Raw genomic sequence first — 21,890 nt, forward strand, 5'->3', positions numbered from 1 at the left:
GCCGGGGGGGGGGGGGGGGGGGGGGGGGGGGGGGGGGGCCGGGGCCCCCCCCCCCCCCCCCCCCCCCCCCCCCCCCCCCGCGATTCGAGAGTGCGGTGACGCGGGCCGAGCGTCGTGCCCGGAGTCACCTCGTACGACCGGGCGACGCACAGCACAGAGCCCCGGAACCGGCGCAGGGGTCCCGGGGCCCGATCAAGGGGGCAGGTGGGCGAGTCCGCCCGGCGCGGTTCTCACACGCGCCGCAGCACCGCCACCACCTTGCCGAGGATGGTCGCCTCGTCGCCCGGGATCGGCTCGTACGCCGCGTTGTGCGGGAGGAGCCAGACGTGGCCGTCCTCGCGCTTGAAGCGCTTGACGGTGGCCTCGCCGTCGATCATCGCGGCCACGATGTCGCCGTTCTCGGCGACCTGCTGACGGCGGACGGTGACCCAGTCGCCGTCGCAGATCGCGGCCTCGATCATCGAGTCGCCGACGACCTTCAGGACGAAGAGCTCTCCGTCACCGACCAGCTGCCGGGGGAGGGGGAAGACGTCCTCGACCGACTCCTCCGCGAGGATAGGGCCACCGGCCGCGATCCGGCCGACCAGAGGGACGTACGAGGCGGCCGGCTTGCCGACCGTGTCCGTCGGCTGCAACGCCGTGGCCTGGTCCGAGCCGCGGACCTCGTACGCGCGCGGACGGTGCGGATCACGTCGCAGGAACCCCTTGCGCTCCAGCGCCATCAGCTGGTGTGCGACCGAGGAGGTGCTGGAGAGGCCGACCGCCTGCCCGATCTCCCGCATGGACGGCGGGTAGCCGCGCCGCTGCACGGAGTCCCTGATGACCTCGATCACCCGGCGCTGACGGTCGGTGAGGCCCGAGCTGTCCGCCCGGATGCCCGGAGGTCGGCCCGGCAGGGAGCGCTTGTGCCCCTCGGGATTCATGGCTTCGTTCATCGCATGCACCGGCTCGAGTCGGCCCTGGGAGCGGTCCTGGGCAGTGATGGTGGCACTGTCTGCGGTGGTGGTCACGTCGGCCCCTCTCGATGGTCTCCCTCCGGCACAACGGTAGTTGCTTTCGAAAGGTTGCGCCAAACACACGTTCGAGTGAAAAAACGCCGAGAACCGGACTTGATCACGTATCCAGGTGTATGGGCTGTGCGGTGACCGGCAGGCAAAAGGGCTCATTGTTGTACTCTTCACCGCCGGGACGGCGACCTCGTGAGTGGCCGCCCCAGTCTGCCATCCGGTGTCCCGTCATCCGGGTGCCGCCTCCCGTCTGCCCGGGAGTCCCACGCGGCCTCCGTGCGGCGCTCACGCTATCTCCGTAAGCTCCCCGGCGGACGCGGGCGCCGTCGGTGTGTTGCCGCAGCGCCCCGAGGCGCACCGCGCGGCCGCATCCGCGCGACACGCGCACATCGCCTGCCCCGGTGGAGTCAATCCCCACATCTAGTGGTTGGATGGCTACCGCGGCCCACAGATTGTGTTCCCCCCGGTCTTCGGGCCGCCGTTCATCGCCTATGCTTGTGCCTGCTTCACGGGGCCCATGGGTCTGGTGAGGTCATTGAGTCTGCTGTGAGGAGGGTTGGAGCCATGCACTGCCCCTTCTGCAGGCACCCCGACAGCCGCGTGGTCGACAGTCGTACGACGGACGACGGCACGTCCATTCGCAGGCGCCGCCAGTGCCCTGACTGCTCCCGTCGGTTCACGACGGTGGAGACGTGCTCGCTCATCGTGGTCAAGCGGTCGGGAGTCACCGAGCCCTTCAGCCGGATCAAGGTCATCAACGGTGTGCGCAAGGCATGCCAGGGGCGTCCCGTCACCGAGGACGCGCTGGCCCAGCTCGGCCAGCGGGTCGAGGAGGCGGTGCGCGCCAGCGGCAGCGCCGAGGTGGCCGCTCACGAGGTGGGTCTCGCCATACTCGGCCCCCTGAAGGAGCTGGACCTCGTCGCCTACCTGCGGTTCGCGTCCGTCTACCGGGCGTTCGACTCGCTGGAGGACTTCGAGTCCGCCATCGCGGAACTCAGAGAAGGAACGGTGCACCCCGCCGCGCAGGACGGCGACGGCGCTTGCGCGGGGTGCCAGGAAGACGGCCGCGGGCGCGGTGGGACGGCTGAGGTCCCCCCGCCGGCAGGCGCCGCCGACTGAGCAGCGGGCGGTCCGGACGGTGGGTCCGGGTCCGGCTCGGTGGCGGTAGAGGAAAACCTGTCGCGGGTGGCAGCGAGGGTGCCCGCGACACCAGACAGAACACCGTGCCCCGGAACAACAGGGGCACTTCAGGGCGTTTACGTCCGTACAGGGAGGCGGCATGACAGAGACGGCGAGCGGTCCGGCACGAGGTTCCCGAGCCAAGGGCACCAAGGCCAACAAGGGACTGCGTATCGAGCGCATCCACACCACCCCCGGCGTGCACCCGTACGACGAGGTGGCCTGGGAGCGCCGTGACGTCGTCATGACCAACTGGCGCGACGGCTCGGTCAACTTCGAGCAGCGTGGCGTCGAGTTCCCCGACTTCTGGTCGGTGAACGCGGTCAACATCGTCACCAGCAAGTACTTCCGCGGTGCCGTCGGCACCCCGCAGCGCGAGACCAGCCTCAGGCAGCTGATCGACCGCATCGTGAAGACGTACCGGCAGGCCGGCGAGGACAACAAGTACTTCGCCTCGCCCGCCGACGCCGAGATCTTCGAGCACGAGCTGGCCTACGCCCTCCTGCACCAGATCTTCAGCTTCAACAGCCCCGTCTGGTTCAACGTCGGCACCAAGCAGCCCCAGCAGGTCTCCGCCTGCTTCATCCTGTCCGTCGACGACTCCATGGAGTCGATCCTCGACTGGTACAAGGAAGAGGGCATGATCTTCAAGGGCGGCTCCGGCGCCGGCCTGAACCTCTCCCGCATCCGCTCCTCCAAGGAGCTGCTCTCCTCCGGCGGCAACGCCTCCGGGCCCGTCTCCTTCATGCGCGGCGCCGACGCCTCCGCCGGCACGATCAAGTCCGGCGGCGCCACCCGCCGGGCGGCCAAGATGGTCATCCTCGACGTCGACCACCCCGACATCGAGGACTTCATCCAGACCAAGGTCAAGGAGGAGGAGAAGATCCGCGCCCTGCGCGACGCGGGCTTCGACATGGACCTCGGTGGTGATGACATCACCTCCGTCCAGTACCAGAACGCCAACAACTCGGTCCGCGTGAACGACACGTTCATGAAGGCGGTCGAGCAGAGCGGAACGTTCGGCCTGCGCGCGCGGATGACCGGCGAGGTCATCGAGCAGGTCGACGCCAAGGACCTGTTCCGCAAGATGGCGGAGGCCGCCTGGGCCTGCGCCGACCCGGGCATCCAGTACGACGACACGATCAACCACTGGCACACCTGCCCGGAGTCCGGCCGCATCAACGGCTCGAACCCCTGCAGCGAGTACATGCACCTGGACAACACGTCCTGCAACCTCGCCTCGCTGAACCTGATGAAGTTCCTCAAGGACGACGGCAAGGGCAACCAGTCCTTCGAGGTCGAGCGCTTCGCCCAGGTCGTCGAGCTGGTCATCACGGCGATGGACATCTCCATCTGCTTCGCGGACTTCCCGACCCAGAAGATCGGCGAGAACACGCGCGCGTACCGTCAGCTCGGCATCGGCTACGCCAACCTCGGCGCGCTGCTGATGGCGACGGGCCACGCCTACGACTCCGACGGCGGCCGTGCCCTCGCCGGTGCCATCACCTCCCTGATGACCGGTACCGCCTACCGGCGCTCGGCCGAGCTGGCCGCGGTCGTCGGCCCGTACGACGGCTACGCCCGCAACTCCCAGCCGCACCTGCGGGTGATGAAGCAGCACGCCGACGCCAACGCCACGGCCGTCCGCATGGACGACCTGGACACGCCGGTCTGGGCCGCCGCCACGGAGGCCTGGCAGGACGTGCTGCGGATCGGCGAGAAGAACGGCTTCCGCAACTCCCAGGCGTCCGTCCTCGCGCCCACCGGCACCATCGGCCTGGCCATGTCCTGCGACACCACGGGCGTCGAGCCCGACCTCGCGCTGGTCAAGTTCAAGAAGCTGGTCGGCGGCGGCTCGATGCAGATCGTCAACGGCACCGTCCCGCAGGCCCTGCGCCGCCTGGGCTACCAGGAGGAGCAGATCGAGGCGGTCGTCGCCCACATCGCCGAGCACGGCAACGTGATCGACGCCCCCGGCCTCAAGCACGAGCACTACGAGGTGTTCGACTGCGCCATGGGCGAGCGCGCCATCTCCCCGATGGGCCACGTCCGCATGATGGCCGCGATCCAGCCGTGGATCTCCGGCGCCATCTCCAAGACGGTCAACATGCCGGAGTCGGCGACCGTCGAGGAGGTCGAGGAGATCTACTTCGAGGCGTGGAAGCTGGGCGTCAAGGCACTCGCCATCTACCGCGACAACTGCAAGGTCGGCCAGCCGCTCTCCGCCAAGAAGAAGGATGACAAGGCCGAGATCGCCGAGAAGGCCGAGGACACGATCCGCAGCGCGGTCGAGAAGGTCGTCGAGTACCGCCCGGTCCGCAAGCGCCTGCCCAAGGGCCGGCCCGGCATCACCACCTCCTTCACGGTCGGCGGCGCCGAGGGCTACATGACCGCCAATTCCTACCCTGACGACGGTCTCGGCGAGGTCTTCCTGAAGATGTCCAAGCAGGGCTCCACCCTCGCGGGAATGATGGACGCCTTCTCGATCGCCGTGTCGGTGGGCCTCCAGTACGGCGTGCCGCTGGAGACGTACGTCTCGAAGTTCACCAACATGCGCTTCGAGCCGGCCGGTATGACCGACGACCCGGACGTGCGGATGGCGCAGTCGATCGTCGACTACATCTTCCGCCGCCTGGCGCTGGACTTCCTGCCCTTCGAGACGCGCTCCGCGCTCGGCATCCACTCCGCCGAGGAGCGTCAGCGCCACCTCGAGACCGGCTCCTACGAGCCGTCCGACGACGAGGTCGACGTCGAGGGCCTGGCCCAGTCGGCGCCCCGGCAGACCGACCTGAAGGCGGTCGCCACGCCCAAGGCCGAGGTCGAGTCGGCCAAGCCCGCACCCCAGCAGGCGCACACCAGCGCCGAGCTGGTGGAGATGCAGCTGGGCATCCAGGCCGACGCCCCGCTGTGCTTCTCCTGCGGCACGAAGATGCAGCGGGCCGGCTCCTGCTACATCTGCGAGGGCTGCGGCTCGACCAGCGGTTGCAGCTGATCCGACGGCAACACCGTGAAGTAAGGGGCGTCGGCCACGGCCGACGCCCCTTACGCGTTACCGCCACGCACTACGACGGACGCGCCCGGCCCATGCTGTGGACGAAGGCCTCCGGGTCGTCCTCGAAGCCCTGGACGCCGGGGCGGAACTCCCAGGCGCCCGCCTCGTTCCGTGTGAACTCCGCTACCGTGGCCGCCGTCGCGCCGGGGACGCCGCCGAAGTCGTCCTCGGCGAGGACGGTGTACCCCTCGCGGACGCGCATTCCCGGAGCGAGGACGCCGGCGAAGGTGCGGTGTGCCGGACGCTGCTGGATGACGACGCCGACCACCACGCGCGCGTACCCGTCGCCGAGCCGGTCGAGCTCCAGCGTCATGACCTCGTCCCACCCGAAGCCCTGGCCGTCCCTGCTGTCCCGGTTGAGGTAGATGGTGCCGTCAGGGGCACGGCTGTCGAAATGCACCACATAGGCCGGATCACCATGCGGGTCGCCCGCCCGGTAGGTTGCGGCGACCAGATCCAGATCAGTGGGCGGCTGCCCCGCGGGACTGGGATCCCACTTGACCGCAACCTCGACCTTGCCGATCCCCTTGCTGAGTCCGCTCATTCGACTCCCCCTTGACCGACCGCGTGCGCCTCTCTGCCTCAACTTCCGTCTTACAGGCGCTTGTTGTCCATCGTGCCACGCGCGCGGGGGCGCTTGCGCGGGCGCTGTCCCCACAGGAGTGACCGAGGCCACGTCCCAGGGCCTTACCATGGCGCGGTGCTGGTCAAGTGGATTCGCTGCACCGTCGTGGACCGCCGGGGCTTCGAGCGGGGGCAGCGGAAATGGGCGGGGCTTCTGGGGGAGCCGGGGTTTCGGGGACAGGGGGGCGGGTGGAGCCGGGTACGGCCGGGTGTCGCGCACATCTTCGCCTTCTGGGAGAGCCGCGCCTTCTACGACTCCTTCATGGCCCGCTCCCACGACCGGCTGGCGGCGGCGCAGGTCGGCACCTTCAACGACGCCCGCGTCCGGCTGTTCGACTACCGGTTCGACGTGAAGACCGGCTTCGAGCCCCGCTTCTCGGACGCCGACCTGCTGCGGGTCGCCCTCTGCCGTATCCACGAGGAGCGCACGGAGCACTTCACGCTGATGCAGGAGAAGGTCTGGAACCCCGCGATGGCCGGCTCGCCCGGCATGGTGCGCGGCCTGTTCGGCGAGGCTCCCGGCAACGAGTTCCTCGTACTGTCCATGTGGCAGTCCTCCGCCGAGCACGGCAAGTACCGCACGGAACGCATTGAGCGCCTCGCGCTGCGCGCCCAGACGGAGGCCGACGTAGCGTCGCTCACCGGCGACATCGTGGAACTCGAGAGCACCTGGACGGTGTGACGGCGAACGGTCGCCCACGCGCGCGTGTGGCGCGTGCCGCACGATTTGTGTGATGTGCGCCGTACGAGGCCCGCCGGAGTCCTCGATCGGCGCCGACCCGATCTACTGTTCTGGCATGGCACGACCACGGCGCATCATCCTTGTCCGGCACGGCGAGTCAACGGGCAACGTCGATGACTCCGTGTACGAGCGCGAACCCGACCACGCCCTGGGCCTCACCGAGCGGGGCCGGCGACAGGCCGAGGAGACCGGCAAGGAACTGCGGGAACTGTTCGGGCGCGAACGCGTGAGCGTCTACGTCTCGCCCTATCGCCGCACCCACGAGACCCTCCACGCCTTCCACCTGGACCCCGACCTCATACGCGTGCGCGAGGAGCCGCGGCTGCGCGAGCAGGACTGGGGGAACTGGCAGGACTGCGACGACGTGCGCCTCCAGAAGACCTACCGGGACGCCTACGGGCACTTCTTCTACCGCTTCGCCCAGGGTGAGTCCGGAGCCGACGTCTATGACCGGGTCGGCGGCTTCCTGGAGAGCCTCTTCCGCAGTTTCGAGGACCCCGGCCACCCGCCCAACGTCCTCCTGGTGACCCACGGCCTGGCCATGCGGCTCTTCTGCATGCGCTGGTTCCACTGGACCGTCGCGGAGTTCGAGTGCCTCTCGAACCCGGGGAACGCCGAGATGCGGATGCTCGTTCTCGGGGACGACGGCCGCTACGCGCTCGACCGCCCGTTTGAGCGGTGGCGCGAGCCGGAATCGTACGGGATCACTGGATGGAGCGGCTGAGCGATGACCCCTGACTCCTCTCCGGGCGCGCGCCTGGAACGCGCGCTGGCCAGCGCGCGCGGGCTGGCGGTGGGGGACGCGCTGGGCTCGCAGTTCTTCGCTCCGGTGAACTACCCGCTGCTCAGGCGCCGCGAGCTGCCGCCCGGCCCGTGGCAGTGGACGGACGACACCGAGATGGCCTGCTCCGTCGTCACCGTCCTGGCCGCCTACCACCGTGTCGACCAGGACGCCCTCGCGCAGTCCTTCGCCCGGCGCCACGGCCCCGAGCGCGGATACGGCGCGGGGACGGCCGGGCTGCTGCGGCGGATCAGCGAGGGCGGCGACTGGCGCACCCTGGCGCCTGCCCTGTTCAAGGGGCACGGGTCGTGGGGGAGCGGCGCCGCCATGCGGACCGCGCCCCTGGGCGCCTGGTACGCGGACGACCCGGAGCAGGCCACCCACCAGGCCGAGATCTCCGCCTACCCCACCCACCAGCATCGTGAGGCCGTCGTGGGCGCCATGGCCGTGGCCGCGGCCGCCGCGCTGGCCGCCGCACCCGGTGGACCGCCCGGCGCGGAGGCGCTGCTCGGTGGCGTCATCGACCTCGTACCGGCCCGGAGCGCGGTCGGCGCCGGTCTGCGGCGCGCCCTCGACATGCTCGACTACGGCGACGTGGCCACCGTCGCCACGGTCCTCGGCTCCGGACGGCGCACGACGGCGCACGACACGGTGCCCTTCGCGCTCTGGTCGGCCGCCCGGTGCCTGGCCGACTTCGAGGACGCGTTCTGGACGACCGTCCGGGCCGGCGGTGACGTGGACACCACCTGCGCCATCGTGGGCGGCGTGCTCGCCTCGGGGGAGGCCGGGGCCCCACCAGCCGAGTGGGTGCGGCGCACGGAGGCGCTGCCGGACTGGGTCCCGTTGTCCGCGTGACTCCGCTTAGCGCGGCGATTCAGGAATGCGACCCGGCCTGAGCGGAGGCTCCCTGGCGTTGCCTCCGAGGGGGCGGCGCGAGTCGTGGATCAAGCTTCTTTTCGGTCCTCGTCTCACCTGGAAAGCGGCCGGGAGGGGCGAGGTCCGGCGGGGCCAACACGTTGTGCGGGGCGCCGTCCGGGCCGCGATGATCTACCGCATGGGAATGTGCGTGAGCGAATGGACGGCCCTTTTGGTCGACCGCTGACAGCCCGCGAATGGCGCAGGGAGACGTCCCGGAGAAACCAGGGTGTCGCAGCGGGATCCGCGCAGCGTACGCTAAGGGCGCCATGCCGTACGAACCACCCACTCACACCGTCGAACGCTCCCTCAGGGCGACGACCGGAGCGAAGGTCATTGCCGGTGTCGACGAGGTGGGGCGCGGCGCTTGGGCCGGCCCCGTCACCGTCTGCGCGGCGGTCACCGGACTGCGCCGACCGCCCGTGGGGCTCACCGACTCCAAACTGCTGACCGTGAAGCGACGTACCGTACTCGCCGCGGAACTGCAGACGTGGGTGACCGCGTACGCCCTCGGGAACGCCTCTCCGGAGGAGATCGACAGCCTGGGGATGACGGCGGCGCTGCGGCTCGCGGCGGTGCGCGCCCTGGAGGGACTGCCCGTATCTCCGGACGCGGTCATCCTCGACGGGAAGCACGATTACCTCGGCGCTCCCTGGCGGGTCCGTACGGTCATCAAGGGCGACCAGTCGTGCGTGGCCGTCGCGGCGGCTTCGGTGATCGCCAAGGTTCACCGCGACAAAATGATGGCCGAACTGGGTATCGAGCATGCAGACTTCGGGTTTGCGGCCAATGCCGGATATCCGTCGCCCGTGCACAAGGCCGCGCTGGAGGAGCGGGGACCCACCCCGTACCACCGGCTGTCGTGGGCGTATCTTGATGCGCTGCCCCGGTGGCGGCACCTCAAGAAGGTCCGCGTCTGGGCAGACGGAGGCGTTCCGGAGGTCGAAGGCCAGCTCGGCTTCGACTTCTGATCCTCCGCTCGGCCCGAAGTGCCACCCGCCCACGCGAGCCGCACCAACGTTTGATAAAAATCAGCCCATGCCTCTCATTCCCGAGGAGCCTCAGATTCACGAGAGTGCCCAGGGTCCCCGCGTCACGCCGTCCGCCGGCCGCACCGCGCCGACCCCTCGTCCCGTTCCCGGCCCCCGTCCCGCGGCTCCGCCGCGTCCTGGTCGTCCCGGTGCCGCACGGCCCGCGCCGCCGGCGCAGCGCACGTCGCGGGAGTCGGCCCCGGCCAAGCCCGCGCCGTCGCGGCCGACCGCCCCCGTCGCCTCGGCGACCCCGCAGATCCAACTGGTTCCGGCTTCCGCCGACGGCGCGCTCGACGCCGCCGAGGAAGCGGTCGACATGCTCCTGGAGTCGGGCCGTGCCCCCGGCGACGTACTGGTGATCACCACCGGTGAGCCGCATCCGTGGGCCGCGCACGAACTGTCCTTCGGCGAGGCGTCCTACTGGGCGCAGCACGACGCGCGCGACGACGTGTTCTACGCGGACGCCGCCGTGGCCTCGCGTGCCGCGTCCCGCCCCGTGGTCGTGGTCGCGATCAACGGCGGCCCCCAGGCGGCCGGCGTCGGCGCCCTGTCACTGGCGCACACCAAGGCCAGTGCGCTGCTGGTCGTCTGCGGCGACCCGCAGCAGATCAACTCGGTGCTGGGCGCGGCTGTCTGAGCCGCGTCCGGCCCGTCCGGCGGCCCTGAGCCCGTCCGGCCTCGAGTCCATTCGGCCTTGAGCCCGGTGGTCCGGAGTTCGTCCGGCGGTCCCAGAGCCCGTACGGGGGTCCCGAGTTCGTCCGGGGGCCGAAGGAGGGCAACGTCGTGCCCGCCGCGCCGTTCGACCGGCGGTGGGGCCTTCGGCGTGCCAACTCCGGTCGGTCGTCCGGGACGAAGGCGCGACGGGGGCGTGTCCGTCAGCGGGCCGCCGCGCGGCGCAGCACCTCGGAGGCCGCGCCGCCGGTGCGCGGCAGCGGGGGCGGAGCCTCGGCGGTGCCGAAGGGCTCGGGTGCCGAGTACGCGTGCGGCCGCCGGCCCCCGCGGCCCTCGCCGAGGACCTGCCAGCCGTCCCGGGTCAGCGTGATGTATGCCCCGCAGCGCAGCCCGTGCAGCGTGCAGGCGTCACGCAGTCCCCACATCCACGCGCCGTCCTCCTCGGTCCAACGCGCGTCTCCGTCACGGCAGTAGAGCAGCACGGCGGTGCGCACCGGGGTGCGGCGCCGCAGGTCGTGCGGGATGACCTGGCGCAGTTGGGCCAGCAGTGCGTTGCGGAACATCCAGCCGTCGGCAGGGGCCTGCCGACGGGCGAAGGAGGCGCTCGCCCGCAGCCGCTCGTCCGGGTCGAGGACCGCGACCACGGCGGTCGCGGGCCGGGGGTGGTGCCGGGCGTGCAGTCCGCTGACGACCTCCCGCGGATTGCGCAGCAGAGGGATGCCCGCGGCCGCCCACTCCGCGGGTTCGAGAACCCGGTGGACGGAGGTGGCGGACGTTGACAACGATGCCGCCGAGGACGGAGCGAATCCGAAGGTCACGTTCCTCCCTTCGGCTGCGCGCCCACACTGCGGGCGGGATCGGATTCGGGGGAGCGCACACCGCAGGAGAGCCCTACCGGCCAACGGCTGAGCCGTGCGGGGAGCGGACTTCAATTCTTCCTGTCGAACTGGGATGCGGCAACGAGCAATTGAGGGCACCGGCCGTTATCGGGCGACCCACGGCTTATATCCCTACCCGGCGCTCGCCCCGCGACTCCTGGCACCGCCCGCGTCGTTCCTGCGGGCCGCAGACGTGTCCCCTCAGCCCTGCACCGCCAGGACCAGTGGCATCACCGCCTCTGTGCCGACCCTTCTGAGCAGGCGTGCGGCGACCGCGAGGGTCCAGCCGGTCTCGGTGAAGTCGTCCACGAGCAGCACCGGGCCGGGGCCGGCGGCAAGGGCTGAGACCAGGGCGGGGGGTGCGGTCAGCGCTCCGTCCAGGGCCTTCAGACGCTGGGCGCTGTTGCTTCGCGGCACCAGGCGTGCGTCCGGCGTGTACTCCACACCGCCCAGCAGCGGCAGGCGGCCGACCTCCGCGATGTGCGCGCCCAGGGAGTGGATCAGCCGGGGCCGGGTGCGCGAGGGCATGGTGACGACGCCGACCGGGCGCGGCCGCGCGTCCACCACGCCCGGGGCCCAGCCGCCGGGGCCCTTCGCCCAGTCGGCCAGCACACCCACCACGGCACGCGCCACGTCCTCCGGCAGGGGAGCGTCGGAGGCGTGGGCCGCGAACATCGGCCGCAGCCGGTTGCCCCAGCCGATGTCCGAGAGCCGTCCCAAAGCCCGTCCCTCAGCGGCCTGTTCACCGGCCGGGATCCGCCCCTTGAGATCGACGCCGACCGCCGGCAGGCCCGTCGGCCACATACGCCGGGGCTGCACCTCCACACCGGCCCGGCCGAGGTCCACGCGCGCGGCGTCCAGCGCCGCCGTGGAGGTGTCCGCCGTGAAACGGGCGCCCGCGCAGTTGTCGCAGCGGCCGCAGGGCCTGGCGCTGTCGTCGTCGAGCCGGCGTTGCAGGAACTCCATGCGGCAGCCCGTCGTCGCCGCGTACTCGCGCATAGCCTGCTGCTCGGCCTCCCGCTGCCGCGCCACCCACTCGTAGCGCTGCGCGTCGTACGTCCATGGCCGGCCGGTCGCGGTCCAGCCGCCCTTGACCCGCTTGACCGCGCCGTCCACGTCGAGCACCTTGAGCATCGCCTCCAGCCGGGAACGGCGCAGCTCGACCAGGGGTTCCAGAGCGGGCAGCGACAGCGGTCGCTCGGCGCCGGCGAGCACGTCGAGGGTGCGGCGCACCAGATCCTCGGAGGGGAAGGCGAGCGACGCGAAGTACTCCCAGATCGCCTCGTCCTCCTTTCCGGGCAGAAGGAGCACCTCGGCGTGCTCCACGCCGCGGCCCGCGCGTCCCACCTGCTGGTAGTAGGCGATGGGGGAGGACGGCGACCCCAGGTGCACGACGAAGCCGAGGTCGGGCTTGTCGAAGCCCATGCCCAGCGCCGAGGTGGCGACCAGGGCCTTGACCTTGTTCGCGAGCAGGTCCTCCTCGGCCTGCTGCCGGTCGGCGTTCTCCGTCTTGCCCGTGTAGGACGCGACCGTGTGACCGCGCTGTCGCAGGAAGGCGGTGACCTCCTCGGCCGCTGCCACCGTGAGCGTGTAGACGATTCCGGAACCCGGCAGCTCGCCGAGGTGGTCGGCGAGCCAGGCCATCCGGTGCGCGGCGTCCGTCAGCCGCAGCACGCCCAGACTGAGGCTCTCCCGGTCCAGCGGGCCACGCAGCACCAGGGTGTCGAAGGCGTCGCCGGTCCCCAGTTGTTCCGCGACGTCCGCGGTCACGCGCGCGTTGGCCGTGGCGGTGGTGGCGAGGACGGGGACGCCGGGCGGGAGTTCGGCGAGCATGGTGCGCAGCCGCCGGTAGTCCGGGCGGAAGTCGTGGCCCCAGTCGGAGATGCAGTGCGCCTCGTCCACCACGAGGAGGCCCGTCGTCGCGGCTAGCTTGGGCAGGACCTGGTCGCGGAAGTCCGGGTTGTTGAGCCGCTCGGGGCTGACCAGCAGGACGTCGACCGCCCCTTCGGCGATCTCGTCCTGAACGGTGTCCCACTCCTCGGTGTTAGCCGAGTTGATCGTCCGGGCGTGGATGCCGGCGCGGGCCGCGGCCTCGACCTGGTTGCGCATGAGGGCGAGCAGCGGGGAGACGATCACGGTGGGGCCGCTTCCGCGCGCCCGGAGCAGGGAGGTGGCCACGAAATAGACCGCGGACTTGCCCCAGCCGGTGCGCTGCACCACCAGGGCCCGGCGCCGGTCGGCGACGAGGGCCTCGATCGCCTTCCACTGGTCCTCGCGCAGTCGGGCCGTGCCCGTGCCGTCGCCGACCAGGCGGGCGAGGACCGCGTCGGCCGCCTTCCGGAGGTCGGCGTTGCTCGTGTGCTCCATGGGTTCCATACAACAGGACGGCACTGACAACCGGGAAAGGCCGGAGCCGGGCGGGCGGGTCGAAGGGGGTCCGCGGACCACGGATGACGTGTCCTCATCCAGAGTTGTCCACAGGCCCAAGCGGACTTTTGCATTCCGCGAGATCGTCGGCACATGACGAATCACAGCGAAACGACCGGATCCTTCGAAAACGGTGACATCGCATACGACGGCTCCGCCCCAGAACACCAGGTCACCCTCCGCACCCCCGCCGAGCTCGCCGACGCCCTGCCGTATCTGCTCGGCTACCGCCCCGAGGACAGCATCGTCCTGGTCGCGCTGAAGGACCGGGGCGGCCGCGGCCGGTTCGGCGGCCGTGCCCGGGTCGGCATTCCCGCCAGCAGGGACGACTGGCCCTTCGCCGCCCGCCAGCTGGCCCACGGCCTGATCACGGGCAGCGAGCGCAGAGGCGCCAAGCCCGAGCAGATGGTGGCCTTCCTCTGTCAGGAGCCGGCGGCGGGCGAGTCGGGCCGGGACGTCGTGCGGCGGCTGGAGCCGCTGGCCCAGAAACTGCGCACGGAGTGCGGCCACCTCGACGTCCCCGTGATCGAGGCACTGTGCATCTCCGGCGGACGCTTCTGGTCGTACTGCTGCCCGACCGAAGGATGCTGTCCCGACGAGGGGCTTCCCATGGGACTGCCCGGCACCTCCGTGCTGGCCGCCGCGGCGGCGTACGCGGGCGTCCAGGTCAGGGGCAGCCTGAAGGAGCTGCGGGCCAGGCTGCACCCCTGGGAGACCTCCGCGGCCCTGGAACAGGAGATCGCCCTGGACACCGCGGGCCTGTCCCTGGTGCCCAGGATCCTCGACGAGACCGAGCGCGCGTCGGTGGCCGAGGAAACCCTGAAGCTCGCCGAGCGGGTCATGAACCGTCTCGCGGAAGCGCCCTTCGTGCCCGGTGCTGCCCGCGCGGACCTCCATGACGACCAGCTGCTCGATCACGAGGAAGCGGCATCGCTGATCCTGGGCCTCCAGGACCGCACGACACGGGACCGCGCGGCGGAGTGGATGGAGGGAGACGAAGCCGGACCGGCCCTGCGGCTGTGGCGAGCGCTCGCCCGCCGCTGTGTCGGTCCCTATGGAGAGCACGCCGCGGCGCCCCTGACCCTCGCCGGCTGGGTGGCCTGGTCGGCCGGGGACCAACTGGAAGCCCGGGAGGCACTGGCCATGGCGCTGGGCGCGGATCCCGACTACCTCTTCGCCCGCCTGCTCCACCAGGCCTGCAACGAGGGGCTGGACCCCGAGTCGGTCCGGCGCTGCCTGCGCGCGGAGCGCCGGGGACGGGCGGGGTCGGCAGCGGCAGACGCCGGCGCCGGCACGGAAGCGGCCGGAGCGGAAGTGGTCGGAGCCGAGGTCTCGCGGAGCGAACCGGCCGCCAGGACCGACGCGCCCCCCGCGGTCACTGCGGGCGCCGGGGACGTCGTGTTGCCGCACGGGGCGAGCGAAACCGGGGGCGGCGCTGCTGCCCCAAAGGCCCCGGACCCGGTCTCCCGTCGCGGTCGTCGAACGCGCGGGGACGGGCCCGTCCAGGCCGGATCGCGCCCCGCGACCTCGCGGACCGACGGAGTGTGCCCGGGTCCCTCCAGGGCGCCGGGTCGTCCGGGTACGCGCAGTTCAGGACGGGGCGGTCCGCGTCGCCGAGGCGCCGACAGGCCTGCTGCCGACCGGGGGAGCGGCGCCACCGAGAAGCACCCGTGAGGGAACGCCCACGGGGCTCGCGAAGGAGGGCAGGGCCGATGCGGATCGGCCGTCGACGGGACCGGCGAAGGGAGTGTTTATCGTCAGGCAGACGACTATGATCGCGGCATGCCCTACGACCCGTCAGCCTTTCCGCCTTTCGCCGTCACCGTGGACCTGGTCGTGCTGACCGTGCGCCGCCATTCCCTGTGCGCGCTGGCGGTGCGCAGGGGTGAGCCGCCGTTCCAGGGCCGGTGGGCGCTTCCCGGAGGGTTCGTACGGGAGGACGAGGATCTGGCGCAGGCGGCGGCGCGTGAGCTGGCCGAGGAGACCGGACTGCGCGCACACGACCCGTTCGCTTCGGTCCAGGACAACGGCGCGCACCTGGAGCAGCTCGCGACCTACGGCGACCCCAAGCGTGACCCGCGGATGAGGGTCGTCAGCGTCGCTCATCTCGCCCTGGCTCCGGATCTGCCCGCACCCAGGGCGGGTGGCGACGCCGACCACGCCCGTTGGGCGCCCGTGGAGGAGCTGCTGCACCAGGGCGGCTACGGCCGTGACGGAGAGCCGGTGGCGCCACTGGCCTTCGACCACGCGCAGATCCTCGCGGACGGAGTGGAGCGGGCCCGCTCGAAGATCGAGTACTCCTCGCTGGCGACCGCGTTCTGTCCACCGGAGTTCACCGTCGGTGAACTGCGCCGTGTCTACGAGGGGGTGTGGGGCGTGGCCCTCGACCCGCGCAACTTCCACCGCAAGGTGACGGGCACCCCGGGCTTCCTCGTGCCGACCGGAGGGACGACCACCCGCCAGGGCGGCCGGCCGGCCCAGCTCTTCCGGGCCGGGGGAGCCACCCTGCTCAACCCGCCCATGCTGCGCCCGGAGGTCTGACTCCGTCCGCCCGTTGCCGCCCCGAGTCCGTGTGTTCACCAAGTCGGAACGCCGGGCCCGAAGAAGCGATCCAGTCGTCCAAGCGGAAAGGGGGAGGCGAGTAAGGCCGAACGGTTGCCGAATGCGAGGCGTGATGCCCGGAAAAAGCGGACATGACGCGCTATCTTGCTGCGGGTGATCCAGGCCTTCGGACTGACCAGCGACTCCCGCAAGGACCTTCCGCCCTCCATCGACGACGTCTCCTTCGAAGCGCACGGGGGCCGTGTCACCGCGCTCCTCGGAACGGCGGGCTCGGGCAAGACGACGACGCTCAGACTCATGCTCGAACTCCAACGGGGCTGCGGCATCACCTACTTCAAGGGTCGCCCCCTGCACCGCATCGCCCATCCCTCGCGTGAGGTCGGCGTTCTTCTGGGCGACGTTCCGGGGCACCCCGCGCGCACGGTCCGCGGCCATCTGCGCATGCTGTGCGCCGCGGCGGGGCTTCCGGCGCGGCGCGCCGACGAAGTCCTCGAGGCCGTCGGGCTCGTCAGCTTCCGGGACGAGCGCCTCGGCACTCTGTCCCGGGGGTTGGACCGCCGGCTGGGCCTGGCCTGCGTTCTGCTGGCCGACCCGCACACGCTGGTGCTCGACGCCCCCTCCGACGGACTGTCCGCGCGGGAAGGCCGTTGGCTGCACGGTGTGCTGCGGGCCCACGCGGCCCAGGGCGGTACGGTCCTGTTCACCACGGGGGACCCCAAGGAGGCGGCCGGCACCGCCGACCGCGTCGTGACGCTCGAACGCGGCAGGCTCGTCGCCGATCAGGAGGCCGCGGACTTCGCCCGGCACCGGCTGCGACCCCGAGTGACCGTGCGCAGCCCGCACGCCGCCCGGCTCGGGACCCTCCTGGCCAAGGAGGCCCGTACGGGCCGCCGCTCCGTCGAAGTCGTACGCGAGAGCGGCAACCGTCTGTCGGTCTACGGCAGTACGTGTGCCGATGTCGGGGAGACCGCGTTTCGCCACGGCATCCTCATCCACCAACTCGCCCACGAAGTCGGTGACATGGGTGCCGGTGCCGGTTCGGCGCCTTCGGCGGTGGCCATGGCCTCGGTCGAAGAGCCCCGGACCGAGGCCGTGGTGACGGCCGCTCCCGACGGGGAGCAGCCGGTCACGGTCGTACCGGCCACCGTCGTACCGGCCGCCGGGAAGAGGCAGCCGCCGCCCGCGACCGCCGCTCTCGCGGCGAGCGCCGCCGCTGCGCCGCGCTCCGAGGGGGCGCGGCTCGCCGGGGGCGAAGAGGGCGGCGCATTCGCCTCTTCGCCAGCGGACGGCAGTTCCGCCGACCCCGCCCCGGGGGAGCCGCCTGTCCCCACGCGTCCGGAGGCGGCATCTCTCACTCCTCCTCCTGACGAGGCGTCCGGCGCCGCGCACGGACTCGGCTCGCCGCTGGAGCTACGGGCGAAGGTGGCTTCTCCCGTGGTGCGCAAGGGAAACCAACTCCCTGTGCTCGGCGCCGGTGAAGGGACGCCCGCCACTCGTGGCGCCGACGGCGCGGATCTCAAGAACGGTTCCGAGGGCCCGGGCACCATCGCCCACCCCGATGATCCGGTTGCCCGCGGCGCAGGCGTTTCGGGGCCCACAACCACCAGCGTCGGCGGTCCGGTCCGGACCCGTGATTCCCAGACTTCGGGAACGGCCGCCGGACCCGATGACCGGGCTCCTGCCCCCGCTACTGTGCCGCTCGGTCCCACCGACGGCTCCGAAGCTCTCGGCCTCACCGCCGTCGTCGAAACCCGCGTAGCGGCCTACGCCCCTGAAGCCGACGACTCGACCACCAGCTCCGAGCCCGAGCCCGAGCCCGAGCCCGAGGCCGCCGTCGCCACCGCCGCACCCGCTGCCACCCCTCACGTCGTCACATCCGCCCACCCCTCCATCCCCACCCCCCGCCCCGCCGAGTCCGCCGGTCTTGACGGCTCGTCCAACCTCCCGCCCCCCATCTCCGTCCGTCCCGGCCCCGGCCCCCTGCGCCCCCTGCGTTACGAGTTGCGTCGGGCCACCGGCGTCGGCACCGGATTTCTCGTCGGTGCCGCCGTTCTTGTCTGTTCCGCCCTCACGGCCCTGGTCATGGGGCGGATGGGACATGCCCCGCAGCCGCGGGTGCTGGCGGCGTGGCCGCGGCAACTGCCACTGCCGCCGGCGGCGCTCGGGGCCGGGCTGCTCGGGGCGTTCGCCTTCGGCGACGAGTTCCGCCATCCCGCGCTGGCGGCGGACCGGGGCACCGTCCCCCGCAGACTCGGACTGCTCGCCGCGAAGCTGACCGTGGCCGGCGCGACCGCGCTGCTGCTCGCCCTCCTCACGGTCGGCTGCGACGCCGAGGTGCTCTATGCCGTGTACGGGCAGGAACTCGCCCAGGTTCCCGGCGACTGGCTCTCGCTGGGGGCGAGTTGGCTGAGCCTCGTGGTGGGGTGTGCCTGGGCCGGGGTGCTGGCCGCGGGGGTGTTCCGGTCCACCACGGCAGGGCTCGCGGCCGTGCTCTCCGTACCGGTGCTCGTCGTACCCCTGGTGCAGAAGGCGATGGGAGGCAAGGCGTGGAACGCCGCCGGTCTGCCCGCTCGGCTGCGCCGGGCCCACCTGCTGCAGTGGCCTTTCGGCGGTGACCGTCAGGTGGCCGCCGCGGCGCGGTTGATCGCCCAACCCCTGGGCGGTGCTCTGGCGTTGACGCTCGTCGCGCTGCTGTGCGCGTACCTGCTGACGCTGCTGCGGAGCCGGGCCCGATGACAGGGGTTCGCTCCCTTTCGGTCGGGCTCCGTAAGCAACTTCCCAGGGAGAGCCCATTTCTTTCTGATAAAGCGTCAATTGAGGCGAAGTGAGCGATCACCCTTTCGTGTGCTTTTCACCAAAGACCTCAAGGGAGTTGGAGACGACGCCGACAAAAGATCCGTGAGTACCCTTGCGCACACCATGATGACCGCCGCCCGCTCCACAGACTCCGGTCTCGCCGGCCCGGGCGAACTCGACCGTTACCCCTACGCCGATGCACCCGTCCCCGACCGCGTCGCGAGCCCCGTCTGGGAGGGCGCCGACCCGGAGCTGGGACGCGTGGGCCGGCGCGCCGCGGGCAGCCGGGGCCGCGGACTGCACGGCCAACTCGTCCAGCAGCTGGGTCAGATGATCGTCTCCGGGGACCTGGGCGCCGACCGTCCGCTGGTGCCCGAGGAGATCGGCCAGCGCTTCGAGGTCTCCCGCACCGTCGTCCGCGAGTCGCTCCGCGTCCTGGAGGCCAAGGGCCTGGTCAGCGCCCGCCCGAACGTCGGGACGCGGGTGCGCCCGGTCAGCGACTGGAATCTCCTCGACCCCGACATCATCGAGTGGCGGGCCTTCGGGCCGCAGCGCGACGACCAGCGCCGTGAGCTCAGCGAACTGCGCTGGACGATCGAGCCGCTCGCCGCGCGTCTGGCCGCCGGGCACGGACGCGAGGACATCCAGCAGCGCCTGTCCGACATGGTCGAGATCATGGGCCACGCCCTGGGGCAGGGCGACGCGCTCACCTTCTCCCGCGCGGACGCCGAGTTCCACTCGTTGCTCATCCAGATCGCGGGCAACCGGATGCTGGAGCACCTCTCCGGGATCGTCTCGGCCGCCCTCCAGGTGTCCGGCGGTCCCGTCACGGGCTGCGACCGGCCGAACGAGGCCTCCCTCGCCCAGCACGCCCGGATCGTCGACGCGGTCGCGAGCGGCGACGGCACCGCGGCGGAAGGCGCCATGCGTCAACTGCTCACGGTGCACCCCGAGGTCGAACGGGTGGTCCCCGCGCCGCGCGAGCACTGAACCCGCGAGCATCGGTCCCTGCGTGGGCGGCACGGCCCGGGCCCTGCCGTCCTCCGGCGGGCTCCTGCGAAAGGCGGGCCCCCCGCAGACCGGCCGGCCGCGGGCATCGCCACCGTCGGGGACCGGCTGACCCCGCGCCACCCCCGTCGGGGACCGGCTGACCGCGCGCGCCACCCCCGTCGGGGACTGGCTGACGGCGGACGCCGCCCCGTTGCGACCCGGCCGACTCGGACGCGGGCCGCGCCGCCCTCCGGTCGACCGCCGGCGCCGCCCCCGCCGCGAACCCGCGGGGCCGTACGTGACCGGGGCGAGCCGCCGGTGGGATCGTCTCCGTGGTGAGCTTGGCAAGCATGGTGAGCGCCCGAGTCCATCTGCCCGCATCTGGCCGTTTTTACGCACTTACGGGGTGTGACTGGGGCCACGCAGATTGGGCGTAACACTCCTGGGTACAACGCGATGACCTAAGAGGTGACAGCCGCGGAGGGAATACGGACGCCGGTATACGGCGCTGTGCAACTTCCCGGCCCCCGCCCGCGCCGTCGGCCCAATCCCCAGGCCGGTGGTCGGCTCCTGTCCATGACGGACGGGGCCGGAAGCCGTTTTCCAACGTTCCGAGAGGTTGTTCGTGTCGGCCAGCACATCCCGTACGCTCCCGCCGGAGATCGCCGAGTCCGTCTCTGTCATGGCGCTCATTGAGCGGGGAAAGGCTGAGGGGCAGATCGCCGGCGACGATGTGCGTCGGGCCTTCGAAGCTGACCAGATTCCGGCCACTCAGTGGAAGAACGTACTGCGCAGCCTCAACCAGATCCTCGAGGAAGAGGGTGTGACGCTGATGGTCAGTGCCGCGGAGCCCAACAAGCGCACCCGAAAGAGCGTCGCAGCGAAGAGTCCGGCCAAGCGCACCGCCACCAAGACGGTCGCGGCGAAGACGGTGACCACCAGGAAGGCCACCGCCACCGCTGCTCCGGCGGCGCCCGCCGCCGACGCGCCCGTCGAGGAAGAGGCCCCCGCGAAGAAGGCCGCTGCCAAGAAGACGACCGCCGCCAAGAAGACGGCGGCCAAGAAGACGACGGCCGCCAAGAAGACGGCTGCCAAGAAGACCGCCGCCAAGAAGGACGACGCCGAGCTCATCGAGGAAGAGGTGCTCGAGGAGACCAAGGGCGGCGAGGAGCCCGAGGGCACCGAGAGCGCCGGCTTCGTACTCTCCGACGAGGACGAGGACGACGCGCCCGCCCAGCAGGTCGCCGCGGCCGGCGCCACCGCCGACCCGGTGAAGGACTACCTCAAGCAGATCGGCAAGGTCCCCCTGCTCAACGCCGAGCAGGAAGTGGAACTGGCCAAGCGCATCGAGGCGGGCCTCTTCGCCGAGGACAAGCTGGCCAACTCCGACAAGCTCGCCCCCAAGCTCAAGCGCGAGCTGGAGATCATCGCCGAGGACGGGCGCCGCGCCAAGAACCACCTCCTGGAGGCCAACCTCCGTCTGGTGGTCTCCCTGGCCAAGCGCTACACCGGCCGCGGCATGCTCTTCCTGGACCTGATCCAGGAGGGCAACCTCGGTCTGATCCGCGCGGTGGAGAAGTTCGACTACACCAAGGGCTACAAGTTCTCCACGTACGCCACCTGGTGGATCCGTCAGGCGATCACCCGCGCGATGGCCGACCAGGCCCGCACGATCCGTATCCCGGTGCACATGGTCGAGGTCATCAACAAGCTCGCGCGCGTGCAGCGCCAGATGCTCCAGGACCTGGGCCGTGAGCCCACCCCGGAGGAGCTGGCCAAGGAGCTCGACATGACCCCGGAGAAGGTCATCGAGGTCCAGAAGTACGGCCGCGAGCCCATCTCGCTGCACACCCCGCTGGGCGAGGACGGCGACAGCGAGTTCGGTGACCTCATCGAGGACTCCGAGGCGGTCGTCCCGGCCGACGCGGTCAGCTTCACCCTGCTCCAGGAGCAGCTGCACTCCGTCCTCGACACCCTGTCCGAGCGTGAGGCCGGCGTCGTCTCCATGCGCTTCGGCCTCACCGACGGTCAGCCGAAGACCCTGGACGAGATCGGCAAGGTCTACGGCGTCACGCGTGAGCGGATCCGTCAGATCGAGTCCAAGACCATGTCGAAGCTGCGCCACCCGTCGCGCTCGCAGGTGCTGCGCGACTACCTCGACTAGTCCGGTACTTCGACTGCTCCGGTCGTATGACACCGAGGGCCCGGTTCCCCCAGGGGGCCGGGTCCTCGTG

16 protein-coding genes are annotated in these 21,890 nt (G+C 71.3%); 12 read left to right on the forward strand and 4 right to left on the reverse strand.

Annotated features, from left to right (window positions below):
- Window positions 1-230 precede the first annotated feature (230 nt).
- The gene (gene lexA / locus ACF09J_RS33810; RefSeq protein ID WP_392309293.1) at window positions 231-1,010 is read right to left on the reverse strand and encodes a transcriptional repressor LexA; all 780 of its coding nucleotides are present in this window, start codon (window positions 1,008-1,010) and stop codon (window positions 231-233) included.
- A 561-nt stretch (window positions 1,011-1,571) separates the two neighbouring features.
- Between lexA and nrdR the strand changes: the two genes are divergently transcribed.
- The gene (nrdR, locus tag ACF09J_RS33815; protein ID WP_100570720.1) at window positions 1,572-2,126 is read left to right on the forward strand and encodes a transcriptional regulator NrdR; all 555 of its coding nucleotides are present in this window, start codon (window positions 1,572-1,574) and stop codon (window positions 2,124-2,126) included.
- Between the two features lie 160 nt (window positions 2,127-2,286).
- Window positions 2,287-5,178 carry a vitamin B12-dependent ribonucleotide reductase gene (locus ACF09J_RS33820; protein WP_392309294.1) on the forward strand — a complete coding sequence of 964 codons (2,892 nt, stop codon included), beginning with the start codon at window positions 2,287-2,289 and terminating at the stop codon, window positions 5,176-5,178.
- 70 nt (window positions 5,179-5,248) lie between these two features.
- Here ACF09J_RS33820 and ACF09J_RS33825 read toward each other — a convergent pair whose 3' ends face one another.
- The gene (locus tag ACF09J_RS33825; RefSeq protein ID WP_392309295.1) at window positions 5,249-5,782 is read right to left on the reverse strand and encodes a TerD family protein; all 534 of its coding nucleotides are present in this window, start codon (window positions 5,780-5,782) and stop codon (window positions 5,249-5,251) included.
- A 156-nt stretch (window positions 5,783-5,938) separates the two neighbouring features.
- On the opposite strand from ACF09J_RS33825, the gene ACF09J_RS33830 reads away from it, so the two are divergent.
- The 5 genes from ACF09J_RS33830 (at window position 5,939) to ACF09J_RS33850 (ending at window position 9,968) form a co-directional block, all read left to right on the forward strand.
- Window positions 5,939-6,544: a YdbC family protein gene (locus tag ACF09J_RS33830; RefSeq protein ID WP_392309296.1), complete on the forward strand. Its 606-nt coding sequence runs from the start codon at window positions 5,939-5,941 to the stop codon at window positions 6,542-6,544.
- A 115-nt stretch (window positions 6,545-6,659) separates the two neighbouring features.
- Window positions 6,660-7,328, forward strand: a complete 669-nt coding sequence (locus tag ACF09J_RS33835) for a histidine phosphatase family protein (protein ID WP_392309297.1) — start codon at window positions 6,660-6,662, stop codon at window positions 7,326-7,328.
- A 3-nt stretch (window positions 7,329-7,331) separates the two neighbouring features.
- A complete protein-coding gene (locus ACF09J_RS33840; RefSeq protein WP_392309298.1) occupies window positions 7,332-8,240 on the forward strand; it encodes an ADP-ribosylglycohydrolase family protein in 909 nt (302 codons plus the stop codon).
- 329 nt (window positions 8,241-8,569) lie between these two features.
- A complete protein-coding gene (locus ACF09J_RS33845) occupies window positions 8,570-9,271 on the forward strand; it encodes a ribonuclease HII (RefSeq protein WP_392309299.1) in 702 nt (233 codons plus the stop codon).
- A 67-nt stretch (window positions 9,272-9,338) separates the two neighbouring features.
- Window positions 9,339-9,968 (forward strand): hypothetical protein, encoded by a 630-nt coding sequence (locus ACF09J_RS33850; RefSeq protein WP_392309300.1) that lies wholly within the window; start codon window positions 9,339-9,341, stop codon window positions 9,966-9,968.
- A gap of 238 nt (window positions 9,969-10,206) precedes the next feature.
- On the opposite strand, the gene ACF09J_RS33855 is transcribed toward ACF09J_RS33850, so the two are convergent.
- The gene (locus ACF09J_RS33855) at window positions 10,207-10,821 is read right to left on the reverse strand and encodes a hypothetical protein (RefSeq protein ID WP_392309301.1); all 615 of its coding nucleotides are present in this window, start codon (window positions 10,819-10,821) and stop codon (window positions 10,207-10,209) included.
- 261 nt (window positions 10,822-11,082) lie between these two features.
- Entirely contained in the window at window positions 11,083-13,248 is a 2,166-nt protein-coding gene (locus tag ACF09J_RS33860; RefSeq protein WP_392309302.1) for a RecQ family ATP-dependent DNA helicase, read from the reverse strand.
- Window positions 13,249-13,401: 153 nt separating this feature from the next.
- Between ACF09J_RS33860 and ACF09J_RS33865 the strand changes: the two genes are divergently transcribed.
- The 5 genes from ACF09J_RS33865 (at window position 13,402) to ACF09J_RS33885 (ending at window position 21,820) form a co-directional block, all read left to right on the forward strand.
- Window positions 13,402-14,982, forward strand: a complete 1,581-nt coding sequence (locus ACF09J_RS33865; RefSeq protein WP_392309303.1) for a DUF4192 domain-containing protein — start codon at window positions 13,402-13,404, stop codon at window positions 14,980-14,982.
- A 108-nt stretch (window positions 14,983-15,090) separates the two neighbouring features.
- A complete protein-coding gene (locus ACF09J_RS33870; protein WP_392309304.1) occupies window positions 15,091-15,849 on the forward strand; it encodes an NUDIX domain-containing protein in 759 nt (252 codons plus the stop codon).
- A gap of 174 nt (window positions 15,850-16,023) precedes the next feature.
- Complete coding sequence (locus ACF09J_RS33875; RefSeq protein ID WP_392309305.1) at window positions 16,024-18,606, forward strand: ATP-binding cassette domain-containing protein; 2,583 nt, start codon at window positions 16,024-16,026, stop codon at window positions 18,604-18,606.
- A gap of 162 nt (window positions 18,607-18,768) precedes the next feature.
- Window positions 18,769-19,656 (forward strand): FadR/GntR family transcriptional regulator, encoded by an 888-nt coding sequence (locus ACF09J_RS33880; RefSeq protein WP_392309306.1) that lies wholly within the window; start codon window positions 18,769-18,771, stop codon window positions 19,654-19,656.
- Between the two features lie 625 nt (window positions 19,657-20,281).
- Window positions 20,282-21,820, forward strand: coding sequence for an RNA polymerase sigma factor (locus ACF09J_RS33885; RefSeq protein WP_392309307.1), 1,539 nt, complete (start codon window positions 20,282-20,284; stop codon window positions 21,818-21,820).
- Window positions 21,821-21,890 lie beyond the last annotated feature (70 nt).

The organism is Streptomyces sp. NPDC014889, from assembly GCF_043081205.1.
In the GTDB taxonomy this organism is placed as follows: Bacteria; Actinomycetota; Actinomycetes; order Streptomycetales; family Streptomycetaceae; genus Streptomyces.

Excerpts from the sequence above, each read along its gene's own strand:
- nrdR (WP_100570720.1), top strand. The coding sequence starts at position 1,572 with ATGCACTGCCCCTTCTGCAGGCACCCCGACAGCCGCGTGGTCGACAGT.
- ACF09J_RS33820 (WP_392309294.1), top strand. The coding sequence starts at position 2,287 with ATGACAGAGACGGCGAGCGGTCCGGCACGAGGTTCCCGAGCCAAGGGC.
- ACF09J_RS33825 (WP_392309295.1), bottom strand. The coding sequence starts at position 5,782 with ATGAGCGGACTCAGCAAGGGGATCGGCAAGGTCGAGGTTGCGGTCAAG.
- ACF09J_RS33835 (WP_392309297.1), top strand. The coding sequence starts at position 6,660 with ATGGCACGACCACGGCGCATCATCCTTGTCCGGCACGGCGAGTCAACG.
- ACF09J_RS33840 (WP_392309298.1), top strand. The coding sequence starts at position 7,332 with ATGACCCCTGACTCCTCTCCGGGCGCGCGCCTGGAACGCGCGCTGGCC.
- ACF09J_RS33845 (WP_392309299.1), top strand. The coding sequence starts at position 8,570 with ATGCCGTACGAACCACCCACTCACACCGTCGAACGCTCCCTCAGGGCG.
- ACF09J_RS33850 (WP_392309300.1), top strand. The coding sequence starts at position 9,339 with ATGCCTCTCATTCCCGAGGAGCCTCAGATTCACGAGAGTGCCCAGGGT.
- ACF09J_RS33860 (WP_392309302.1), bottom strand. The coding sequence starts at position 13,248 with ATGGAGCACACGAGCAACGCCGACCTCCGGAAGGCGGCCGACGCGGTC.
- ACF09J_RS33865 (WP_392309303.1), top strand. The coding sequence starts at position 13,402 with ATGACGAATCACAGCGAAACGACCGGATCCTTCGAAAACGGTGACATC.
- ACF09J_RS33870 (WP_392309304.1), top strand. The coding sequence starts at position 15,091 with ATGCCCTACGACCCGTCAGCCTTTCCGCCTTTCGCCGTCACCGTGGAC.